Annotated in this window: 17 protein-coding genes; 11 read left to right on the forward strand and 6 right to left on the reverse strand. The window is 71.7% G+C overall.

The window, feature by feature from the left end:
• Positions 1-14: 14 nt before the first annotated feature.
• From JEK78_RS18275 to JEK78_RS18285, 3 genes are all read left to right on the forward strand, one after another.
• Positions 15-1,967 carry a lytic transglycosylase domain-containing protein gene (locus JEK78_RS18275; RefSeq protein WP_200260996.1) on the forward strand — a complete coding sequence of 651 codons (1,953 nt, stop codon included), beginning with the start codon at positions 15-17 and terminating at the stop codon, positions 1,965-1,967.
• A gap of 160 nt (positions 1,968-2,127) precedes the next feature.
• The gene (locus JEK78_RS18280) at positions 2,128-2,262 is read left to right on the forward strand and encodes an SPW_0924 family protein (protein ID WP_200260999.1); all 135 of its coding nucleotides are present in this window, start codon (positions 2,128-2,130) and stop codon (positions 2,260-2,262) included.
• Positions 2,263-2,288: 26 nt separating this feature from the next.
• Positions 2,289-3,284: a DUF3068 domain-containing protein gene (locus JEK78_RS18285; protein WP_200261002.1), complete on the forward strand. Its 996-nt coding sequence runs from the start codon at positions 2,289-2,291 to the stop codon at positions 3,282-3,284.
• Positions 3,285-3,315: 31 nt separating this feature from the next.
• Here JEK78_RS18285 and JEK78_RS18290 read toward each other — a convergent pair whose 3' ends face one another.
• Complete coding sequence (locus JEK78_RS18290; protein ID WP_347341208.1) at positions 3,316-4,128, reverse strand: class I SAM-dependent methyltransferase; 813 nt, start codon at positions 4,126-4,128, stop codon at positions 3,316-3,318.
• Positions 4,129-4,494: 366 nt separating this feature from the next.
• On the opposite strand from JEK78_RS18290, the gene rpsA reads away from it, so the two are divergent.
• The 4 genes from rpsA (at position 4,495) to JEK78_RS18310 (ending at position 8,236) form a co-directional block, all read left to right on the forward strand.
• Entirely contained in the window at positions 4,495-5,991 is a 1,497-nt protein-coding gene (gene rpsA, locus JEK78_RS18295) for a 30S ribosomal protein S1 (protein ID WP_200261008.1), read from the forward strand.
• A gap of 154 nt (positions 5,992-6,145) precedes the next feature.
• The gene (locus JEK78_RS18300; RefSeq protein ID WP_200261011.1) at positions 6,146-7,084 is read left to right on the forward strand and encodes a PAC2 family protein; all 939 of its coding nucleotides are present in this window, start codon (positions 6,146-6,148) and stop codon (positions 7,082-7,084) included.
• A gap of 85 nt (positions 7,085-7,169) precedes the next feature.
• Positions 7,170-7,808 (forward strand): dephospho-CoA kinase, encoded by a 639-nt coding sequence (coaE, locus tag JEK78_RS18305; protein WP_200261014.1) that lies wholly within the window; start codon positions 7,170-7,172, stop codon positions 7,806-7,808.
• 47 nt (positions 7,809-7,855) lie between these two features.
• A complete protein-coding gene (locus JEK78_RS18310; RefSeq protein ID WP_200261017.1) occupies positions 7,856-8,236 on the forward strand; it encodes a tetratricopeptide repeat protein in 381 nt (126 codons plus the stop codon).
• Between the two features lie 66 nt (positions 8,237-8,302).
• Here JEK78_RS18310 and JEK78_RS18315 read toward each other — a convergent pair whose 3' ends face one another.
• Genes JEK78_RS18315 through JEK78_RS18325 form a run of 3 tightly spaced genes read right to left on the reverse strand, consistent with a single transcriptional unit; the run spans position 8,303 to position 9,979 of the window.
• Complete coding sequence (locus JEK78_RS18315; RefSeq protein ID WP_200261020.1) at positions 8,303-8,788, reverse strand: RNA-binding S4 domain-containing protein; 486 nt, start codon at positions 8,786-8,788, stop codon at positions 8,303-8,305.
• 34 nt (positions 8,789-8,822) lie between these two features.
• Entirely contained in the window at positions 8,823-9,290 is a 468-nt protein-coding gene (locus JEK78_RS18320) for a hypothetical protein (RefSeq protein ID WP_200261023.1), read from the reverse strand.
• On the reverse strand, positions 9,287-9,979 hold the full coding sequence (locus JEK78_RS18325) for an ATP-binding protein (protein ID WP_347341191.1): 693 nt from the start codon (positions 9,977-9,979) through the stop codon (positions 9,287-9,289). The genes JEK78_RS18320 and JEK78_RS18325 overlap by 4 nt, the downstream gene beginning before the upstream one ends.
• A 287-nt stretch (positions 9,980-10,266) precedes the next feature.
• Between JEK78_RS18325 and JEK78_RS18330 the strand changes: the two genes are divergently transcribed.
• Entirely contained in the window at positions 10,267-11,127 is an 861-nt protein-coding gene (locus JEK78_RS18330; RefSeq protein ID WP_200261029.1) for a helix-turn-helix transcriptional regulator, read from the forward strand.
• A complete protein-coding gene (locus tag JEK78_RS18335) occupies positions 11,128-11,391 on the forward strand; it encodes a DUF397 domain-containing protein (protein ID WP_200261032.1) in 264 nt (87 codons plus the stop codon).
• A gap of 104 nt (positions 11,392-11,495) precedes the next feature.
• Here JEK78_RS18335 and JEK78_RS18340 read toward each other — a convergent pair whose 3' ends face one another.
• Together JEK78_RS18340 and JEK78_RS18345 are read right to left on the reverse strand one after the other, a co-directional pair.
• The gene (locus JEK78_RS18340) at positions 11,496-12,989 is read right to left on the reverse strand and encodes a glutamate synthase subunit beta (protein WP_200261035.1); all 1,494 of its coding nucleotides are present in this window, start codon (positions 12,987-12,989) and stop codon (positions 11,496-11,498) included.
• Between the two features lie 74 nt (positions 12,990-13,063).
• A complete protein-coding gene (locus JEK78_RS18345) occupies positions 13,064-14,089 on the reverse strand; it encodes a glycerophosphodiester phosphodiesterase family protein (RefSeq protein WP_200261039.1) in 1,026 nt (341 codons plus the stop codon).
• A gap of 203 nt (positions 14,090-14,292) precedes the next feature.
• On the opposite strand from JEK78_RS18345, the gene uvrB reads away from it, so the two are divergent.
• Together uvrB and JEK78_RS18355 are read left to right on the forward strand one after the other, a co-directional pair.
• Positions 14,293-16,452 (forward strand): excinuclease ABC subunit UvrB, encoded by a 2,160-nt coding sequence (uvrB, locus tag JEK78_RS18350; protein WP_200261042.1) that lies wholly within the window; start codon positions 14,293-14,295, stop codon positions 16,450-16,452.
• A 326-nt stretch (positions 16,453-16,778) separates the two neighbouring features.
• On the forward strand, positions 16,779-17,789 hold the full coding sequence (locus JEK78_RS18355) for a TerC family protein (RefSeq protein ID WP_200261045.1): 1,011 nt from the start codon (positions 16,779-16,781) through the stop codon (positions 17,787-17,789).
• Positions 17,790-17,797: the final 8 nt, after the last annotated feature.

Consider the following 17,797-nt stretch of genomic DNA (forward strand, 5'->3'; position numbering starts at 1 on the left):
CGGGAAGGGGTCACATGGCGGCGCAATTCGGCAGGAGGCTGCGCAAGGGCGCGGTCACCACCACCGTCGCGGCCGTGGCGGTCGCGGCCTTGTCGGCCTCCCAGGCGCCGGGGGCCGTCGTCGGTCTCGACGGCGGAGGCACGCCCGCGGGAGCCGCTCCTCCGGCCGGTACCGATCCCGGATCGAGCGCCACCGGCGACTCCCCCTACTACACCGATCTGCCGCCACTGGAGAGCCCGAACCCCGCACCCACCACGAGCGACCCGGTCGCCCAGGGCGCGACGGAGGCGGCCATCCCCGCCACCGTCCTCGACGCCTACAAGAAGGCCGAGGCGGAGTTGCGGGCTTCGAAACCCGAGTGCCACCTTCCCTGGGAACTCCTCGCCGCCATCGGGAAGGTCGAGTCCGGACACGCGAGCGGCGGCCGGGTCGACGCGGAGGGAACGACTCTCACCCCGATCATCGGACCCCAGTTGGACGGCAACGGCTTCGCGCTCATCAGGGACACCGACGGCGGCGCCTACGACGGGAACAGCGCGTACGACAACGCCGTCGGCCCGATGCAGTTCATCCCGTCCACCTGGGCCTGGGCGGGGCGGGACGGCAACGCCGACGGTGCGAAGGACCCGAACAACGTCTACGACGCCGCCCTGGCCGCCGGGCACTACCTCTGCCGGTTCGGATGGGACCTGTCCGTGCGGGCCGACCTCGACCGCGCGGTCCTCAGCTACAACAACTCGCGCGACTACCTGCGCACCGTGGTGTCGTGGTTGGAGTACTACCGCAAGGGCACCCACGAGATCCCCGACGGCAGCGGCGCCCTGCCCGAGAAGCGCAGCGACGAAGGATCGGTCGCGAAGCCGCCCGGGGACACCGACACCTCCGAGGGGGCCCCGGCCGGGGACACGGTTGCGCTTCCCGCCGAGAAGCCGGCCGACGAGGACTCAGACACCACCGAGGCCGACAGCCTCGACACCGACGAGGGCACCCGTGGCGTCGACACCCCGCCGGCGGTGGACGACGAGGCCGGGGGCGACGTCGACCCGAGCGACGGCGCCGACACCTCCGACGGGGACGGCCCGGTCGGGGACGACGACATCGCGAGCGGCGGCTCGTCGCGACCCGCACCCACCCCACCGGCGCCCCCGGCCGCGGACCGCACCCCGACCGACACGGTGGCGAGGTTGTGGCAGGTCGGGCGATCCCCGCTCACCGCCGTCACAGGCGAGGAGTTCGCGGAGCGGGCCGGTGTGCGCGCGGAGACCGCCGAGGGCGAGGCGGTCGGCAAGGTGAGGGTCCGCTTCGTCGTGGTCGGCGACACCGACGCCGCCTTCGCGGGTGGCGAGCGCGTCGCCACGGTGCTCACCGACGGCTCCGGGCTCGCCCTGGCGCCTCCGCTGGAGGCCGGCGAGCGGACCGGAGCCTTCGTCGTCCGGGCGGGCGTGGTCGGCAGGGACGTCCCGCCGGTCGTGTACCGGGCCGCGGTGTCGGCGCGTGCGGCCGACACCCTCACCCGCGTCGACGAGACGGAGCCCGCCTGCGAACCGGGCGGGGAGTTCGCGGGTCCCCTTGAGGTGCGGGTCACCCACGAGGGGGCCGCCGCCTCCGGCGTGACCGTCACGGCCGTCGTGGTCACCTCGGAGACCGAACCCTCCGAACGGGGGGACGGCCCCTACTTCGAGGACCCCGACGGTGTCGCGGTCCGCACCCTCGAGGGGGAGACCGACGCCGCGGGAGCGCTCGTTCTGCCGACGTTGTACGCGGACGACATCGCCGGCACGTTCACGCTCCGGCTCACCACGCCGGGCGGCGGGACGCTCGACATCCCGCTCACGGTGCTGCCGGACGACCCCGCCGACCCGACCGCCACGCCCGATCCGACCCCCACCGCCGGCCCTTCGGAGCCGTCGCCCCCGAGGCCGTCCGCCGGAGCCTCCGCGCCCGCTTCCCCGGTGACGAGGGGATAGCGCCCCCTGTCCGCGACGGCGGCGGCGCCCTTCCCGAACGGGGGCGTCGCCGCCGTCGCGCGTGACCGGTTCTCATCCCGGCCGTCCCTTGCTACGGTGCGTGAACTGACAGGTCGTCAGGTATGTGGGGTCGCCGCTCGGCGGCCGGCCGGGAGGCCGCATGCGTGTCCTGCTCGCCGTCGCGGTCGGTGTCGCCGCCGCTCTCGCCCTGACGCTGACCCTCGTCGCGGTGGGCACGCCCTCCGGAGAGACCTCCCCCCGCCCCCTGCTGACCACGGTCCCCGACCACCCCTGAGGCCCACCGTCCGGGAGGAGGGCGCCATGCGCCGGAAGGTCGCTCTGGTCCTGCTCGCCCTCGCCGTCTGCTGCGCGGCCCTCTCCCCGCTCCTGCGCTGGTACGCCTTCCCGCGCCTGGCCAGGGTCCCCGCCCATCACTACCAGGCGACCGTCATGGTCGCACGGGACGCGACCCTGCTGGACTACGCGACGATGCGCGCCCGGCGGGTGCCGGAAGTCACCATCGTGCAGACCCTGCGGGGCGACGTGGAGGCCGCCGAACGGATCGGTCGCGACACCGGTCGGGACGTCGTCGTCTGGGACGCGCTTTCCCACGTCCAAGGGCCCGACGGGGAGATGGTCTCCCGAATCCCCGAGCGCTACGTCTTCGACCCCCACACCCAGGAACCCGTCCACGCCGAGGAGGAGGCCGTCGACGGGGAGCCGGTGCGCCGGCGTGGTCTGGAGTTCAAGTGGCCGTTCCTCACCGAGAAGCGGGACTACGCCTACTTCGACGCGCAGACCCGTGTGGCGACACCCATCCACTACCGGGGGACGCGGGACTTCCGGGGCGTCGAGGTCTACTACTTCGAGCAGACGATCCCCTGGACCAGGGTGGAGTTCCCCCGGACGCTCCCGGTCGAGGGCCTCACGGCCGAGGCGGTCGAGGCGACCGGCACGACCCGCTGGTACACCACCGTCCGTCGCTTCTGGGTGGAGCCTCTGACCGGCGCCCCCGTGTACGGGGAGGAGACCCATCGCGAGGAGTTGCGCGGGGGCACCCTGCTGGCGGGCCGGGACCGGGTCACCGCCTTCTCCGGGCACGTCAAGATGCGGGAGGACTACGTCCGGCACACCGTCGACGCGGTCGCCGGGCAGCGGCTCCTCGTCCTGCTGCTCAGCTCCCACCTGCCCTGGGGTCTGGCCGTCGGGGCGGGGGCGCTCCTGGTGCTCGCGCTCCGGGCGGAGGCTCGGGGCGTCGACCCCGGCGGCCGGAGGGAGTGGCCCCGCCGCGGACGGCCGGACTCCGCCGTCCCGTGAGCAGCGCCCCCGGGACGGCGCGGGCCGGGTGTCAGTCCCGTTCGCAGACGAAGATCGCGGTGCCCGGGACGAGGCCGCCGCGCAACGGCGACCAGCCGTCCCACTCGGTGGTGTTCCATGCGGGCCACTCCGGCTCGACGAGGTCGAGCAGGCGGAACCCCGACGCCACCACGTCCCGTACCCGGTCGCCGAGGGTCCGGTGGTGCTCGACGTAGACGGCCTCGCCCGCCGCGTCCTGCTCGACGTACGGGGTGCGGTCGAAGTACGAAGCGGTGACGGTCAGGCCCTCCGGACCCGGCTCGTCGGGGAAGGCCCAGCGGATCGGGTGCGTCACGGAGAACACGAACCGACCGCCCGGCCGCAGCACCCGACGCACCTCGCGCAACACCGCCCGGGGGTCGGCGACGAAGGGCAGCGCGCCGTACGCCGAGCAGGCCAGGTCGAAGCCGGAGTCCGGGAAGGGGAGCGCCGCCGCGTCGGCGCACACCAACGGGATCGGGCCGCCGATCCGCCGGGCGTGCCTCAACTGGCGGTGCGAGAGGTCGAGGGCCACCGGACGCGCGCCGCGAGCAGCGAGCCACCGGGAGCACTGGGCGGCACCGGCGCCGACCTCCAGGACGCGTCTGCCACTCAGTTCCTCCGGGGGGCCGAGGAGGCCGGCCTCGGTCTCTTCGAGGCCCTCCGGGCTCCACACGAAGCGGTCGTCACCGAGGAACGTGCCGTGTTCCTCCTGGTAGGCGTCGGCGTTCCGGTCCCACCAGCCGCGGTTGGCGCGGGTGCTCTCCGTACTGTCCACGGCACGGCGGGTGGCCTCCGGCTCGGGTGCGTCGGACTCTTGGATGATGGGCTCCCTCGTCGTACTCTGCCGTTCGGGCCTGGTGGCCTCTCGGGTGGTTCGCGCGCCGGTCGCCGCCAAGCGCGGCGACCCGATCGGGTGTCGGTGATGTGCCGATCCGACCCGCGGTGCGCGTGCTGCGCGCATTGACCCTGCCCGGCCGCCCCCGTATGCTACAAGTTGCGCTGCGGGCCTGCGTGCCTCGGACGGAGCAGGCTGCGCTCGCATCTGTTGTATGTCCCCTCGGTTGTCGAGGCGCCGTCGCCGGTGTGTGGTGGGGCGCTTCTTTGGCTGTCCGGCTTCTGCAGAGCGAAACGGGCTCCCGGCGCAAGCAGTACCTACGACTTCAATGTCCGTACCGGAGCCCTTTCCCACATGACGAGCAGCACCGAGACCACCGCCACCACCCCGCAGGTAGCGGTCAACGACATCGGTAACGAGGAAGCCTTCCTCGCCGCGATCGACGAGACGATCAAGTACTTCAACGACGGCGACATCGTCGACGGCGTCATCGTGAAGGTCGACCGGGACGAGGTCCTGCTCGACATCGGTTACAAGACCGAAGGTGTCATCCCGAGCCGTGAGCTCTCGATCAAGCACGACGTCGACCCCAACGAGGTCGTCGCCGTGGGCGACGAGATCGAGGCCCTCGTCCTCCAGAAGGAGGACAAGGAAGGCCGGCTGATCCTCTCGAAGAAGCGCGCCCAGTACGAGCGCGCCTGGGGCACCATCGAGAAGATCAAGGAAGAGGACGGCATCGTCACCGGTACCGTCATCGAGGTCGTCAAGGGTGGTCTCATCCTCGACATCGGCCTCCGCGGCTTCCTCCCGGCCTCGCTGGTCGAGATGCGCCGTGTCCGCGACCTCCAGCCGTACGTCGGCAAGGAGCTCGAGGCGAAGATCATCGAGCTGGACAAGAACCGCAACAACGTGGTCCTGTCCCGTCGCGCCTGGCTGGAGCAGACCCAGTCCGAGGTGCGCCAGACGTTCCTCACCACCCTGCAGAAGGGTCAGGTGCGTTCCGGCGTCGTCTCCTCGATCGTCAACTTCGGTGCCTTCGTGGACCTGGGTGGCGTCGACGGTCTGGTCCACGTCTCCGAGCTGTCCTGGAAGCACATCGACCACCCCTCGGAGGTCGTCGAGGTCGGCCAGGAGGTCACCGTCGAGGTTCTCGACGTCGACATGGACCGCGAGCGTGTCTCCCTGTCGCTGAAGGCGACCCAGGAAGACCCGTGGCAGCAGTTCGCCCGGACCCACCAGATCGGTCAGGTCGTGCCCGGCAAGGTCACGAAGCTGGTTCCGTTCGGTGCGTTCGTGCGGGTCGACGAGGGGATCGAGGGTCTGGTCCACATCTCCGAGCTGGCCGAGCGCCACGTGGAGATCCCGGAGCAGGTCGTCCAGGTCAACGACGAGATCTTCGTCAAGGTCATCGACATCGACCTGGAGCGTCGCCGGATCAGCCTCTCGCTGAAGCAGGCGAACGAGTCCTTCGGCGCCGACCCGACGGCGGTCGAGTTCGACCCGACCCTGTACGGCATGGCCGCGTCCTACGACGACCAGGGCAACTACATCTACCCCGAGGGCTTCGACCCCGAGACCAACGACTGGCTCGAGGGCTACGAGAAGCAGCGGGAGGAGTGGGAGCACCAGTACGCCGAGGCGCAGACCCGCTTCGAGCAGCACCAGGCCCAGGTCATCAAGTCCCGGGAGGCGGACGCTCAGGCCGAGGCCGAGGGCGGCGAGGCCGCCGCGCCGGCGGCGTCCGGTGGCGGCGGTTCGTACTCCTCCGAGGGCGGCGACAACTCCGGCGCCCTGGCGTCGGACGAGGCGCTGGCGGCACTGCGCGAGAAGCTGGCCGGCGGCCAGAGCTGAGCGCACCCGCCGAGCGGGTACCTCCGCGCCGAGGGCCCGCACCCCACAGGGGGTGCGGGCCCTCGCCCTGTCGGCGAACGCGTCGGGCGCCTTCCGGGAATGCCCGCCATCCCCCGGGCGTTGACCACGACGGACACGAGGAGGAGCGGTCACAGTGCCTGATCCGCAGGGTTTGTACACGTGGGAGCAGAAGGGCCTGGCCGTCGTCGACACGGCGCTCGCCCAGGAATCGGCCGGCCTGGTCATGCTCTACCACTTCGACGGATACATCGACGCCGGAGCGACCGGCGAGCAACTCGTCGACCAGCTGCTGGGGTCACTGCCCCACCAGGTCGTCGCGCGCTTCGACCACGACCGCCTCGTGGACTACCGCGCACGACGCCCGCTGCTGGCATTCAAGCGCGACCACTGGAGCGCCTACGAGGAGCCCGCCATCGAGGTGCGGATGCTCCAGGACGCGACCGGCGCGCCCTTCCTTCTGTTGTCCGGCCCGGAACCGGACGTGGAGTGGGAGCGCTTCGCGGCATCGGTCAAGGAGATCGTCGAGCGGCTCGGCGTCCGCCTGTCGGTGAACTTCCACGGCATCCCGATGGGGGTCCCGCACACCCGCCCCGTGGGGATCACACCCCACGGCAACCGCGTCGACCTGCTGCCCGGTCATCGCAGTCCCTTCGAGGAGGCGCAGGTGCCCGGCAGCGCCGAGGCCCTCGTGGAGTACCGACTGAGCCGGGCGGGTCACGATGTCCTCGGCGTCGCCGCCCACGTGCCTCACTACATCGCGCGCTCACCCTATCCGGACGCGGCCTTGACCGTGTTGGAGGCGGTCACGGGCGCGACCGGGCTGGTACTGCCCGATGTCGCCCACGCGCTCCGCGCGGACGCGCACCGCACCCAGACGGAGATCGACCGGCAGGTCAAGCAGGGGAACGAGGAGTTGACCGCGCTGGTCCAGGGGCTGGAGCACCAGTTCGACGCCGCCGCGGGCTCGGAGACCCGTGGCAACATGCTCGCCGAGTCGCTGGAGATCCCTTCCGCCGACGAGCTGGGCCGTGAGTTCGAGCGCTTCCTCGCCGAGCGGGAGGGCGACGCCTGATGGCCGATCGGCCGGGCTCCCCATCGGCGGCGCCGTGCCTCCGGTCCGCTCCGGACGTCCGCGGAGGCGCGGGCGGGCTGCCGCCATGGTGAGAGTGGGGCTTACCGGTGGCATCGGCGCCGGCAAGAGCGAGGTGGCCAGGTTGCTCGTGGAGCGGGGGGCGACGTTGATCGACGCCGACCGGGTGGCTCGGGAGGTCGTGGAGCCCGGGACGCCGGGACTCGCCGCGGTGGTCGGGGAGTTCGGCGAAGAGGTCCTTCGGGAAGACGGCACCCTGGACCGGGCGCGGCTCGGGTCGATCGTCTTCGCCGACGCGGAGAGACTGGCTTCGTTGAACGCCCTGCTCCACCCTCTCGTCGCCGCCCGCTCGCGCGCCCTGGAGGAGGCCGCCCCCGAAGACGCGGTCGTCGTGCACGACGTGCCCCTGCTCACCGAGAACGGCCTCGCCCCCCGGTACGACGTGGTGATCGTCGTCGACGTGGACCCCGCCACCCAACTCGACCGACTCGTCCGGACACGCGGCATGACGGAGGAGGAGGCGCGGGCGCGGATGGCGGCGCAGGCGAGCCGTGCGGAGCGGCGCAGGATCGCGGACATCGTCATCGACAACGACGTGTCGCTGGAGGCGTTGGGACACCGGGTCGACGAGGTCTGGTCCGAGCTGCTCGGCCGCGCCCATCGGTCGGGTCGCGAGGCCCCTCCGCCGGGTCCGCCCCGGGAATAGAGGTCGTCGAGCCGGCGTTGAGCCGTCCATCGAAGGAAGGACCCGCAGTGTTCGAGACCCGAGGTACCCCAGGACGCAGCCCGGAGACGGATGTCATCGACTACCGTGCCGCCGAGGCGCTCCTCGCCGCCCGTGACCCGCGAGGAGCGGTGCGGCTCCTCGACGGCGTCGTGGCGGCCCACCCCGAGAACACCGCCGTGCGGCTGCTGCGCGCGCGTGCCTTCTTCGCGGCGGCCCAGCTGCGCCCGGCCGAACTGGAGTTCACCGTGGTGCTGGAGCGGGAGCCGGACAACGCCTTCGCGCACTTCGCGCTCGCCCGCACCTATGAGCGTCAGGCGCGGTCGGACGCGGCCCGGCGCCACTTCCGCCTCGCCGCTGCCCTCGATCCCAAGCCCGAATACCTGCGCCACGCGCGCTTCGAAGGCTGATCGGAGCCGGCACCCCGGTGCGTCCCGTGCGGTGTGTGGGGTGCCGGTGCCCGAGGGGCGTCGACCTCACCGCGCCCACCGGCGATCCGTCCCCGCGGAGTCGTCGGGGGCGGCCGACTCTCGCAGCCGGTCGAGTTCCCGTCGGTCGCGCTTGGTGGGGCGACCCGCCCCGCGATCACGGAAACCGGTCGGGGCGACGGCCTCCCGGGGTGGGGGCGGCGGGGATTCGTCGCGGTAGCACTCGACGGCCACCGGCGCTCCCACTCGCTTCCTGATCACCCGTGTGACCACGACGACCCGTCGGCGACCGGCGTGCCACAGTCGTACCTCGTCGCCGACACGCAGGGAAGAGGCGGGCTTGACCCGCTCGCCGTTGACCCGGACATGGCCGCCGCGGCAGGCGCCGGCCCCGAGGGATCGTGTCTTCACCAGCCGCACGGCCCAGATCCACACGTCGACACGGACGCTGTCGCCGGTGCGCGGCCCGCCCGAGCGGGCCGTCCCGCCCGGCAGGGGGGCGTCGGCGTCGTCCGCGTCGTACTCCTCGACCATGCCCCGAGCCTACGCGGTGGACGGTGCCCGAGGCTCAGGCGTGCTGAGTCCCCCCGCCGGTCAGGGAGCGACCGGAGTCGTGCGAGAGCCAGGTCGGGAGGGTGTCCGTCACTCTGCACAGGGCCAGGTAGAGCGGTATCGGCGGGGTGTAAGGAACGGTGTCGTCCGAGCGGTGGAGGAGACGCGGCTCGACACCACCGGCCCGGGACAGCAGCGCGCCCCGCACGTACTCGGCGGGTTCCGGCCAGTCCATCGCGTGGTCGGACTCCTCGGGGACGACCCACCACCAGCGGGTGTCGTCGGCGTAGACACACCCCACCCGGGGAACCAGGGCGAGGACTCGCGGGCCCAGGTTCGCGGGGACGGACACGGCGTCGCAGCCGAGGGGTGCGGACACGTCTCCGGGAAGGGGCAGGCGGCGTCCTCCCGCGGTCACCGGCGCACCCCGCCGGACACGCGCCAAGGAGTCCAGGCCGAGGACACCGCCGGACGACCTCCTCACCGCGAGGGGCCCTCGCCGGAGCGGTCCGGTCGTGCGGGGGCCGAGGGGAGGGACCGCCCGCGGGGCGGCCGTCCTACCGGCTGCGCGGTCCACAGGGACGAGGGCTCGCCGGGTCGCGGACTCTCCCGCTCCCCCTCGGGCTCGCGCTCGGGGGGGCCCGGCTTGGGCCGGGCGCCCCACCCCAGGTCACCGCGGGGGCGGACGACGCTCGGCTCCCGTTCCGCCCGGCACGGCAGGTCCGCCCAGACCAGCAGGCCACTCTCGTGCTCCTCGACGCCCCACGCGGCGCACACCGACTCCACCAACAGCAGCCCGCGACCTCGTTCGTCCTCCGGTCCGCTGCCGCGGACCACGCCGGGCCGGTCCGCGGCGCACCCCTCGTCGTGGACGACGACACGCAACACATCGTCCCCGCGGCGTAGTTCGCACACCACACGCCGACTCGCGGTGTGGACGACGGCGTTGGTGACCAACTCGGAGACGACCAGGACGGCGTCCTGACCGGTGGCCTCGCACAGCGACCAGTCGGCCAGTCGGGCCCGCGTCGTCCGTCGGGCCTCCGCGGGGGAGCCCGGGTGCGCGGCCAGTTCGAAGCGGAACCGGCGCTCTGTTCCTCTGGTGGATACGACTGGCGTGGCGGCGCCCGTGCTGAGGGGGGCCGCGGCGTCCAAGGGCGCGGGCGGAATCACGGTTGCCACTATCTCCCCGCCGTGCACACTTGGCAAGGGTCACTCTGAAAAATGCAGAGTGCACTGCGCGCGTTCGAACAGTCATGGCACACTTCTGCCGACAACCCGCCGAGCGACGGCGCTTCGGATCGCCGAGGGCCCCGTTCCTTCGACGGTCCTCGAAGGACGTGGCTCGGCCGTCCGTGTCCCTGGGGGCTCCGTCGACCCGACCTCCGGCGCGTACGCTCCGGCGCGCGTCGTGCCCGGGGCGCACGGTCGGGAACCAGGATCTGCGAGGAGGAGGAGCGGTGAGCGAACCGCGGTCGGCGCCGACGGTCGGTCAGGTCGTCCTCGGTCGACGCCTGCTCGACCTCCGGGAACGCGCCGGCATGCGACGAGAGGACGCCGCCGGCGTGCTCCATGTCGCGTCCGCCACGATCCGTCGTATGGAGACGGCCGAGGTAGCGCTGAAGATCCCCTACCTACAACTCCTGCTGAAGGCCTACGGCGTCCCAGACGACGAGGCGGAGACCTTCGTCCGCCTCGCGGAGGAGGCCAACCGGCCCGGCTGGTGGCAGCGGTTCCACGACATCCTGCCCGGCTGGTTCTCCATGTACGTCAGCCTGGAGGGCGCGGCCTGCCTGATCCGCTCCTACGAACCCCACTTCGTGCCCGGACTGCTCCAGACTGAGGACTACGCGCGCGCGGTCCTGCGATCCGGGGCCGTGGGGCAGAGCGGGCCCGAGGGCATCGAACGCCATGTGGCGCTGCGGCGAAGGCGGCAGGAGTTGCTGGCACGCCCCGACGCCCCCCGACTCTGGGTGGTCATGGACGAGACCGTCCTGCGTCGCCCCGTCGGGGGGTCGCGGGTGATGCGCGCCCAGATCGAGCGACTGCTGGAGGCGGTCGAACTGCCGCGAGTCACCCTTCAGGTGATCCCGTTCGACAGCGGGCCGCATCCCGGGACCTACGGTCCCTTCGTGTTGTTCCGGTTCGCCGTGCCGGAGTTGCCGGACATGGTCTACAGCGAGTACCTGACCGGCGCCGTCTACCTGGACGCTCGCCCGGAGGTGGCCGCGCACCTCGAGGTCATGGACCGCATGGCCGCGCAGGCCGCCACGGCCCATCGCACGAGGGAGATCCTCCGGGACCTCCGCAAGGAGCTGTGAATGGACGGCACCACGCCACCCCGCCCCGCCGAGCGCGTCTACAACGGCATGCCCGCCCGGGACCTGGGAAGCGAGGGCTGGCACCGTCCCTGGAGCGGGGGCAACGGCGGGAACTGCCTGGAGGCGATGAAACTCTCCGACGGGCGAATCGCCGTACGGCAGTCCACCGACCCAGAGGGACCGGCGCTGATCTACACCACGGACGAGATGACCGCCTTCATCGAAGGGGCGAAGGCCGGAGCAGCGGACTTCCTGCTCTCCTAGGGTGTGCTTCGACAGTCACGCCGTGGCCCACGCCCGGCAGGCGGGGCTCTCGGAGCACGCCCCGAGCGGCCGCGAGGCAGGCGCCCCCGCCCCTGCGCCCACCGTCAGGCCCGCAAGGGACGGTCGCCCGGACGGACCGGCGCCGGGAGCCGCGATTCCGCGCCGTCGGCGAGAAACCGGTCGACGGCGGACGCCACGGAGCGCCCCTCCGCGATGGCCCACACGATCAGCGACTGGCCGCGGGCGGCGTCCCCCGCCGCGAAGACCCCCGGGACGCGGGTGGCGAAGGAGTCGTCCCTGGCTATCGTCCCGTCGGGATCCAGCCCCAGCCCCAGCTGATCCACGAGGCCGTCGGCGGGGTCGGGACCGGAGAACCCCAGCGCGAGAAGGACCAGTTCGGCGGGCAGGGTTCGTTCACCGTCGGGGAGGGGCCGACGGTCTCCGTCCACGTCGACCAGACGGAGCGACCGCACGTGCCCGTCTCCGTCGCCGGACAGGCGGAGCGCGGAGACGGCGAACAGACGCGCGTCCGCCTCCGCGGTCGGGGCGGCCCGCAGGTCGCGAGCCTCCTCGTGGGCCGGGGAGAGTCGGTAGAGCCCCGGATACGTCGGCCAGGGGTCGCGCTCCGCGTCGCGTTCCGTCCCCGGGCGCGGGGAGATGTCCAGCTGTGTCACGGACGCGGCGCCTTCCCGGATCGCGGTGCCCAGGCAGTCGGCGCCGGTGTCCCCGCCACCTATGATCACCACGTGCCGACCGGCCGCGGACAGCGGGGACACCTCCAGATCTCCCTCGCACACCCGGTTGGCGAGCGGGAGATACTCCATCGCCTGATGGACCCCGGCGAGATCCCGACCCGGCACCCCGAGTTCCCGCCACGCGCCGGCCCCCACGGCGACCACCAGGGCGTCGTGCCCGCTCGCCAGCTCCGCCGCCCCGACATCGCGTCCCACCTCGGTCGACGTGCGGAACCGGGTGCCCTCCGCCCGGATCTGGTCGATCCTCCGGTCCAGAAGGCCCTTGCGCATCTTGAACTCCGGAATGCCGTACCGCAGCAGTCCGCCGAGGCGATCGGCCTTCTCGTACACCGTGACCGTGTGCCCCGCCCGCGTCAGTTGTTGCGCCGCCGCGAGCCCCGTCGGCCCCGAGCCGACCACCGCCACGCTCTTCCCGGAGAGGCGCTCCGGCGGGCGGGGCGGCGCGAAACTCTCCTCCCAGGCGCGGTCCGCGACGGCGCACTCCACGTTCCTGATGGCGACCGCCGGCCGATCGATCGCCAGCACACAACCGGCCTCGCACGGCGCCGGGCACAACCGCCCGGTGAACTCGGGGAAGTTGTCGGTGGCGTGCAGTCGATCGGCCGCCGCTCGCCAGTCGTCCCTGTACACCAGGTCGTTCCACTCGGGGACCAGGTTGCCCAGCGGACAGGCCTCGTGGCAGAACGGGACGCCGCAGTCCATGCACCGGCCGGCCTGCCCTCCCACGATCGGCAGCAGCGCTCCGGGCACGGTGACCTCGTCCCAGTCCCGGACGCGTTCGTCAACCGGCCGGCGAGGCCATTCCATTCGGCTCGTCGTCAGGAAGCCCTTGGGATCGGCCATGGCCGTCGTCCTCACGTGCCGCGGCCACCGGGCGCGGGCGCCCGGTGGCGCTCCTCCTCCCACGGTACGCCCGGTCAGCGGGCGGCCGACGGGTCCCGTACCGCGTCGCGGACCAGGTCGGGGCGGTTGGAGATGATGCCGTCCACCCCGTACTCGGCGACCCGGCGCGCGGTGTCGACGTCGTCGATCGTCCAGGTGAAGACCTCAAGGGGCTCGCCGTGCGGCCCCGCCAACGCGTGCGCCGCGGCCACGAAGTCCGGGGTGAGGTCGGTGTGACGTGGGTTGACCTGGTCGGCGAAGGCCGCGTACACGGGGAGCGCGGAGACCGCGGGCGTACCGATGAACCCGGTCCGCACCGAGGGCGCGAGGCCGTGGACGGTCCGCACGCTCTCGGCGCTGAAGCTCTGCACGATCAGTCGTTCCGTCGGGCCGTGGGCCCGCGGCGCGATCCACCCCTCGGCGGTCAGGACACGGAGGATCTGCCCCTCGATCCCCGGGTACGACTCCGGGTGCTTGATCTCGACCAGGAGCGAGACACCGCGCGATTCGGCCCGTCGCGCGAACTCCGCCAGTGTGGGCACGCCCTCGCCCGCGTAGGCGTCGCCGAACCAGCCACCGGCGTCCAGACGGTCGATCTCCGCCGCCGTGAAGTCCTTCACCAGCCAGGGCGCCCGGTCCGGGAAGACCTCCTCCACGTCCGTGGTGCGCTCCAGGTCGCGGTCGTGGACCACGACCAGCTCGCCGTCCCTGGTGCGCTGGACATCGTTCTCGACCCACCCGATCCCCAGCTCGGCCGCTCTGTCGAGGGCGGCGAGAGTGTTCTCGGGGGCGTAGGCGGAGGCACCCCGGTGGGCGACGACCTCCGGACCGGACACGAGGGTGAGGGCCGCGCCCGCCACCTCCCTGTCGGATCCGCCGGGTCGGCCGGTCGTCTCGCGGGCCGACCGGTCGGTGGTGAGGCGACCTGGGGCCGACACCGTCTCGACTTCGGTCACCGGCCCGGCGGGGACAGGGGTGGCCCGGACGGGGGCGACGGGGGCGGGCAGCGCCACGATCCCCAGGAGCCCGACGATCGCCAGGGTCGCTGTGCGGGTGTGCATGCGTACTCCTCGCTCTGGTGGCCACGGAAAGTCCCACGGTGACAGCAGAGCGTCAACGGCCGAGGGTTTCGAGATGACCGTGGGCTGAATGGCGGGTCCCGTCCGGCCGCGGCCGGGGACCGCCGGCCGCGGAAGCCCCGTCCCGAGCCGCCGAGCCGCACGGCCCCGCCCCGCTGTCGGTGCGGAGTCGTACGGTGGGACCCATGCGGCCCGTTTCCGATATCGAACGCACGGTGGCGCCCTTCGAGGTCGTCAGCCCCTACCAGCCCAGCGGCGATCAGCCGACCGCCATCGCCGACCTCGCCCGGCGCATCGGCGAGGGGGAGAAGGACGTCGTCCTCCTCGGCGCGACCGGCACAGGCAAGTCCGCCACCACCGCGTGGATGATCGAGCGGTTGCAGCGCCCCACCCTGGTCATGGCGCCGAACAAGACACTCGCCGCACAGTTGGCCAACGAGTTCCGCGAGCTGTTGCCGAACAACGCCGTCGAGTACTTCGTCTCGTACTACGACTACTACCAGCCCGAGGCGTACGTTCCGCAGTCGGACACCTACATCGAGAAGGACTCCTCCATCAACGAGGAGGTGGAGCGTCTTCGGCACTCCGCGACGAACTCCCTGCTCACCCGCAGGGACGTGGTGGTCGTCGCCTCGGTCTCCTGCATCTACGGTCTCGGCACGCCCCAGGAGTACGTCGACCGGATGGTCCCGCTGCGAGTCGGCGAGGAGATCGACCGGGACGAGCTGCTCCGCCGGTTCGTCGACATCCAGTACACCCGGAACGACGCGGCCTTCGCCCGGGGGACGTTCCGGGTGCGTGGCGACACGATCGAGATCTTCCCCGTGTACGAGGAGCTCGCCGTCCGCATCGAGATGTTCGGCGACGAGATCGAGGCCCTGTCCACGCTGCACCCCGTGACGGGCGAGATCGTCGGCGAGGAGCGCGCGCTGTACGTCTTCCCGGCCTCCCACTACGTCGCGGGGCCGGAGCGGCTGGAACGCGCCGTCACCGCCATCGAGCGGGAGCTGACCGAGCGGTTGGCCGAGCTGGAGAAGGGAGGCAGGCTGCTGGAGGCGCAGCGCCTGCGGATGCGCACCACGTACGACATCGAGATGCTCCGCCAGATCGGCACCTGCTCGGGCGTGGAGAACTACTCCATGCACTTCGACGACCGCTCGCCCGGCTCCCCGCCGAACACGCTGCTCGACTACTTCCCCGACGACTTCCTCCTGGTCATCGACGAGTCGCATGTCACGGTGCCGCAGATCGGCGCCATGTACGAGGGCGACGCCGCCCGCAAGCGCACGCTGGTGGAGCACGGTTTCCGGTTGCCTTCGGCATTGGACAACAGACCCTTGAAGTGGGAGGAGTTCCAACAGCGCGTCGGGCAGACCGTGTACCTCTCGGCCACGCCCGGCCAGTACGAGCTGTCCCGCTCGGACGGCGTCGTCGAGCAGATCATCCGCCCCACCGGGCTCGTCGACCCGGAGGTGGTCGTCAAGCCGACCGAGGGGCAGATCGACGACCTGGTGCACGAGATCCGCTCCCGCACGGAGAAGGACGAGCGGGTCCTGGTCACCACGCTCACGAAGAAGATGGCCGAGGACCTGACCGACTACTTCCTGGAGCTCGGTATCCAGGTGCGCTATCTGCACAGCGACGTGGACACCCTGCGCCGCGTGGAGCTGCTCCGGGAACTGCGCGCCGGGGAGTACGACGTCCTCGTCGGCATCAACCTCCTCCGGGAGGGGCTGGACCTGCCGGAGGTGTCGCTGGTGGCCATCCTCGACGCCGACAAGGAGGGCTTCCTGCGCTCCGGCACCTCCCTGATCCAGACCATCGGGCGGGCCGCCCGCAATGTCTCCGGTCAGGTGCACATGTACGCGGACAAGATCACACCGGCGATGGAGAAGGCGATCGAGGAGACCAATCGGCGGCGTGAGAAGCAGATCGCGTTCAACACCGCGAACGGCGTGGACCCGCAGCCGCTGCGCAAGAAGATCAACGACATCGTGGCCCAGATCGCCCGGGAGGGGGTGGACACCGAGCAGCTCCTCGGCTCCGGGTACCGAGGGCAGGCGAAGGGCGCGAAGGGCGCCAAGGCCCCCGTGCCCGCTCGGGCCGAAGGTGCGGCCGGTGGGCGTCGGACCGCGGCGCCCGCCGATCGTGCCGGTCGTGAGGGTGGCCCCTCCTCCTCCACCGACCGCCCGGCGGCGGAGCTCGCCGAGCAGATCGAGGACATGACGGCGCGCATGCGGGCGGCGGCGGCGGACCTGCAGTTCGAGATCGCGGCGCGGCTGCGGGACGAGGTCTCGGAGATGAAGAAGGAGCTTCGCCAGATGCGGGAGGTCGGCCTGGCCTGAGGGCCCCCTTGCCCGGACCACCCGCCGCCCGTCGCCGGGCGCCGACGGTGGTGCCCGGCCTCCCCGCGGCGGCTGCGTGACCCCGCTGAGCAGCAGCCTTGGCCATACCTTGCGCGACTCTTTACCTTTCCTTGGGGTGCGGGTACTCTCGACGGCACGGAGGGGAGTACTCCCTGGCTTTTCACGGCGCGCCCGTCAGTACGGACTCGGTCCCGGGGCGCCGGCCCCGTGGGCTCGTGCGCGTATCCGGCGTCGGACACGGGGTGGAGGAGACCTCCGGCAGCGACGAGCTGATCCATGCCGTGTGACGCACTGCCGGAGGCGTAGTGGACGTTTCGACGACCCTGTGGGTCTGTACCATCGTGGGCCTCATCGCCCTGATCGCCGTCGACTTCGTCGTCGGCCGCAAGCCGCACGATGTGTCGATCAAGGAAGCCGGCGCTTGGACGGTCGTCTGGATCTTCCTGGCCTGCCTCTTCGGGGCGGGCCTCTACATCTTCGCCGGCGGCGCGCCGGCGGGCGAGTTCTTCGCGGGCTTCATCACCGAGAAGTCCCTCAGCGTGGACAACCTCTTCGTCTTCGTGTTGATCATGGCGAAGTTCGCGGTGCCGTCGCAATACCAGCAACGCGTGCTCCTTGTCGGGGTCCTCATCGCGCTCGTCCTCCGGGCCGGCTTCATCGCCGCAGGTGCGGCGATCATCGCGAGTTTCTCGTGGGTGTTCTATCTCTTCGGGGCATTCCTGATCTGGACCGCCTGGAAGCTCGTCCGGGAGGCCCGGGCCGAGGAGCGGGACGAGGAGTACGAGGAGAGCAAGCTGCTCAAGATCGTGGAGCGGCGATTCGGGGTGGCGGAGCGCTACCACGGCACGAAGCTCTGGGTCCGGGAGAACGGCAAGCGCGTGATGACGCCGATGCTCGTGGTGATGCTCGCCATCGGAAGCACCGACGTCCTGTTCGCCCTGGATTCCATCCCGGCCATCTTCGGTCTGACCCAGGACCCGTACATCGTCTTCACCGCCAACGCCTTCGCGCTCATGGGCCTGCGCCAGCTGTACTTCCTGATCGGCGGGCTGCTGAAGAAGCTGGTCCACCTCTCCTACGGGTTGTCCGTCATCCTGGGCTTCATCGGGGTCAAGCTCGTCCTGCACGCGCTCCACGAGTCGGGCGTCCACGTCCCGGAGATCAGCACGGCGTTCTCGCTCGGCGTGATCTGCTCCGTCCTGGTCATCACCACGGTCTCCAGCCTGCTGGTGTCGCGGAACCGGCGACTGCCGGAGGAGGACGTGGCCGTCGCCCCTCCCCGAGCGGAAGCGGACCGGGACCCCGCCGACGCCTGACCAGGCGG

This window comes from Streptomyces sp. HSG2 (assembly GCF_016598575.1).
Classification (GTDB): Bacteria; Actinomycetota; Actinomycetes; order Streptomycetales; family Streptomycetaceae; genus Streptomyces.

Bases quoted from the DNA above. Each gene is read 5' to 3' on its own strand.
- JEK78_RS18315 (WP_200261020.1), bottom strand. From the start codon at position 8,788: ATGGTCGAGGAGTACGACGCGGACGACGCCGACGCCCCCCTGCCGGGC.
- JEK78_RS18275 (WP_200260996.1), top strand. From the start codon at position 15: ATGGCGGCGCAATTCGGCAGGAGGCTGCGCAAGGGCGCGGTCACCACC.
- JEK78_RS18285 (WP_200261002.1), top strand. From the start codon at position 2,289: ATGCGCCGGAAGGTCGCTCTGGTCCTGCTCGCCCTCGCCGTCTGCTGC.
- rpsA (WP_200261008.1), top strand. From the start codon at position 4,495: ATGACGAGCAGCACCGAGACCACCGCCACCACCCCGCAGGTAGCGGTC.
- coaE (WP_200261014.1), top strand. From the start codon at position 7,170: ATGGTGAGAGTGGGGCTTACCGGTGGCATCGGCGCCGGCAAGAGCGAG.
- JEK78_RS18340 (WP_200261035.1), bottom strand. From the start codon at position 12,989: ATGGCCGATCCCAAGGGCTTCCTGACGACGAGCCGAATGGAATGGCCT.
- uvrB (WP_200261042.1), top strand. From the start codon at position 14,293: ATGCGGCCCGTTTCCGATATCGAACGCACGGTGGCGCCCTTCGAGGTC.
- JEK78_RS18280 (WP_200260999.1), top strand. From the start codon at position 2,128: ATGCGTGTCCTGCTCGCCGTCGCGGTCGGTGTCGCCGCCGCTCTCGCC.
- JEK78_RS18335 (WP_200261032.1), top strand. From the start codon at position 11,128: ATGGACGGCACCACGCCACCCCGCCCCGCCGAGCGCGTCTACAACGGC.
- JEK78_RS18345 (WP_200261039.1), bottom strand. From the start codon at position 14,089: ATGCACACCCGCACAGCGACCCTGGCGATCGTCGGGCTCCTGGGGATC.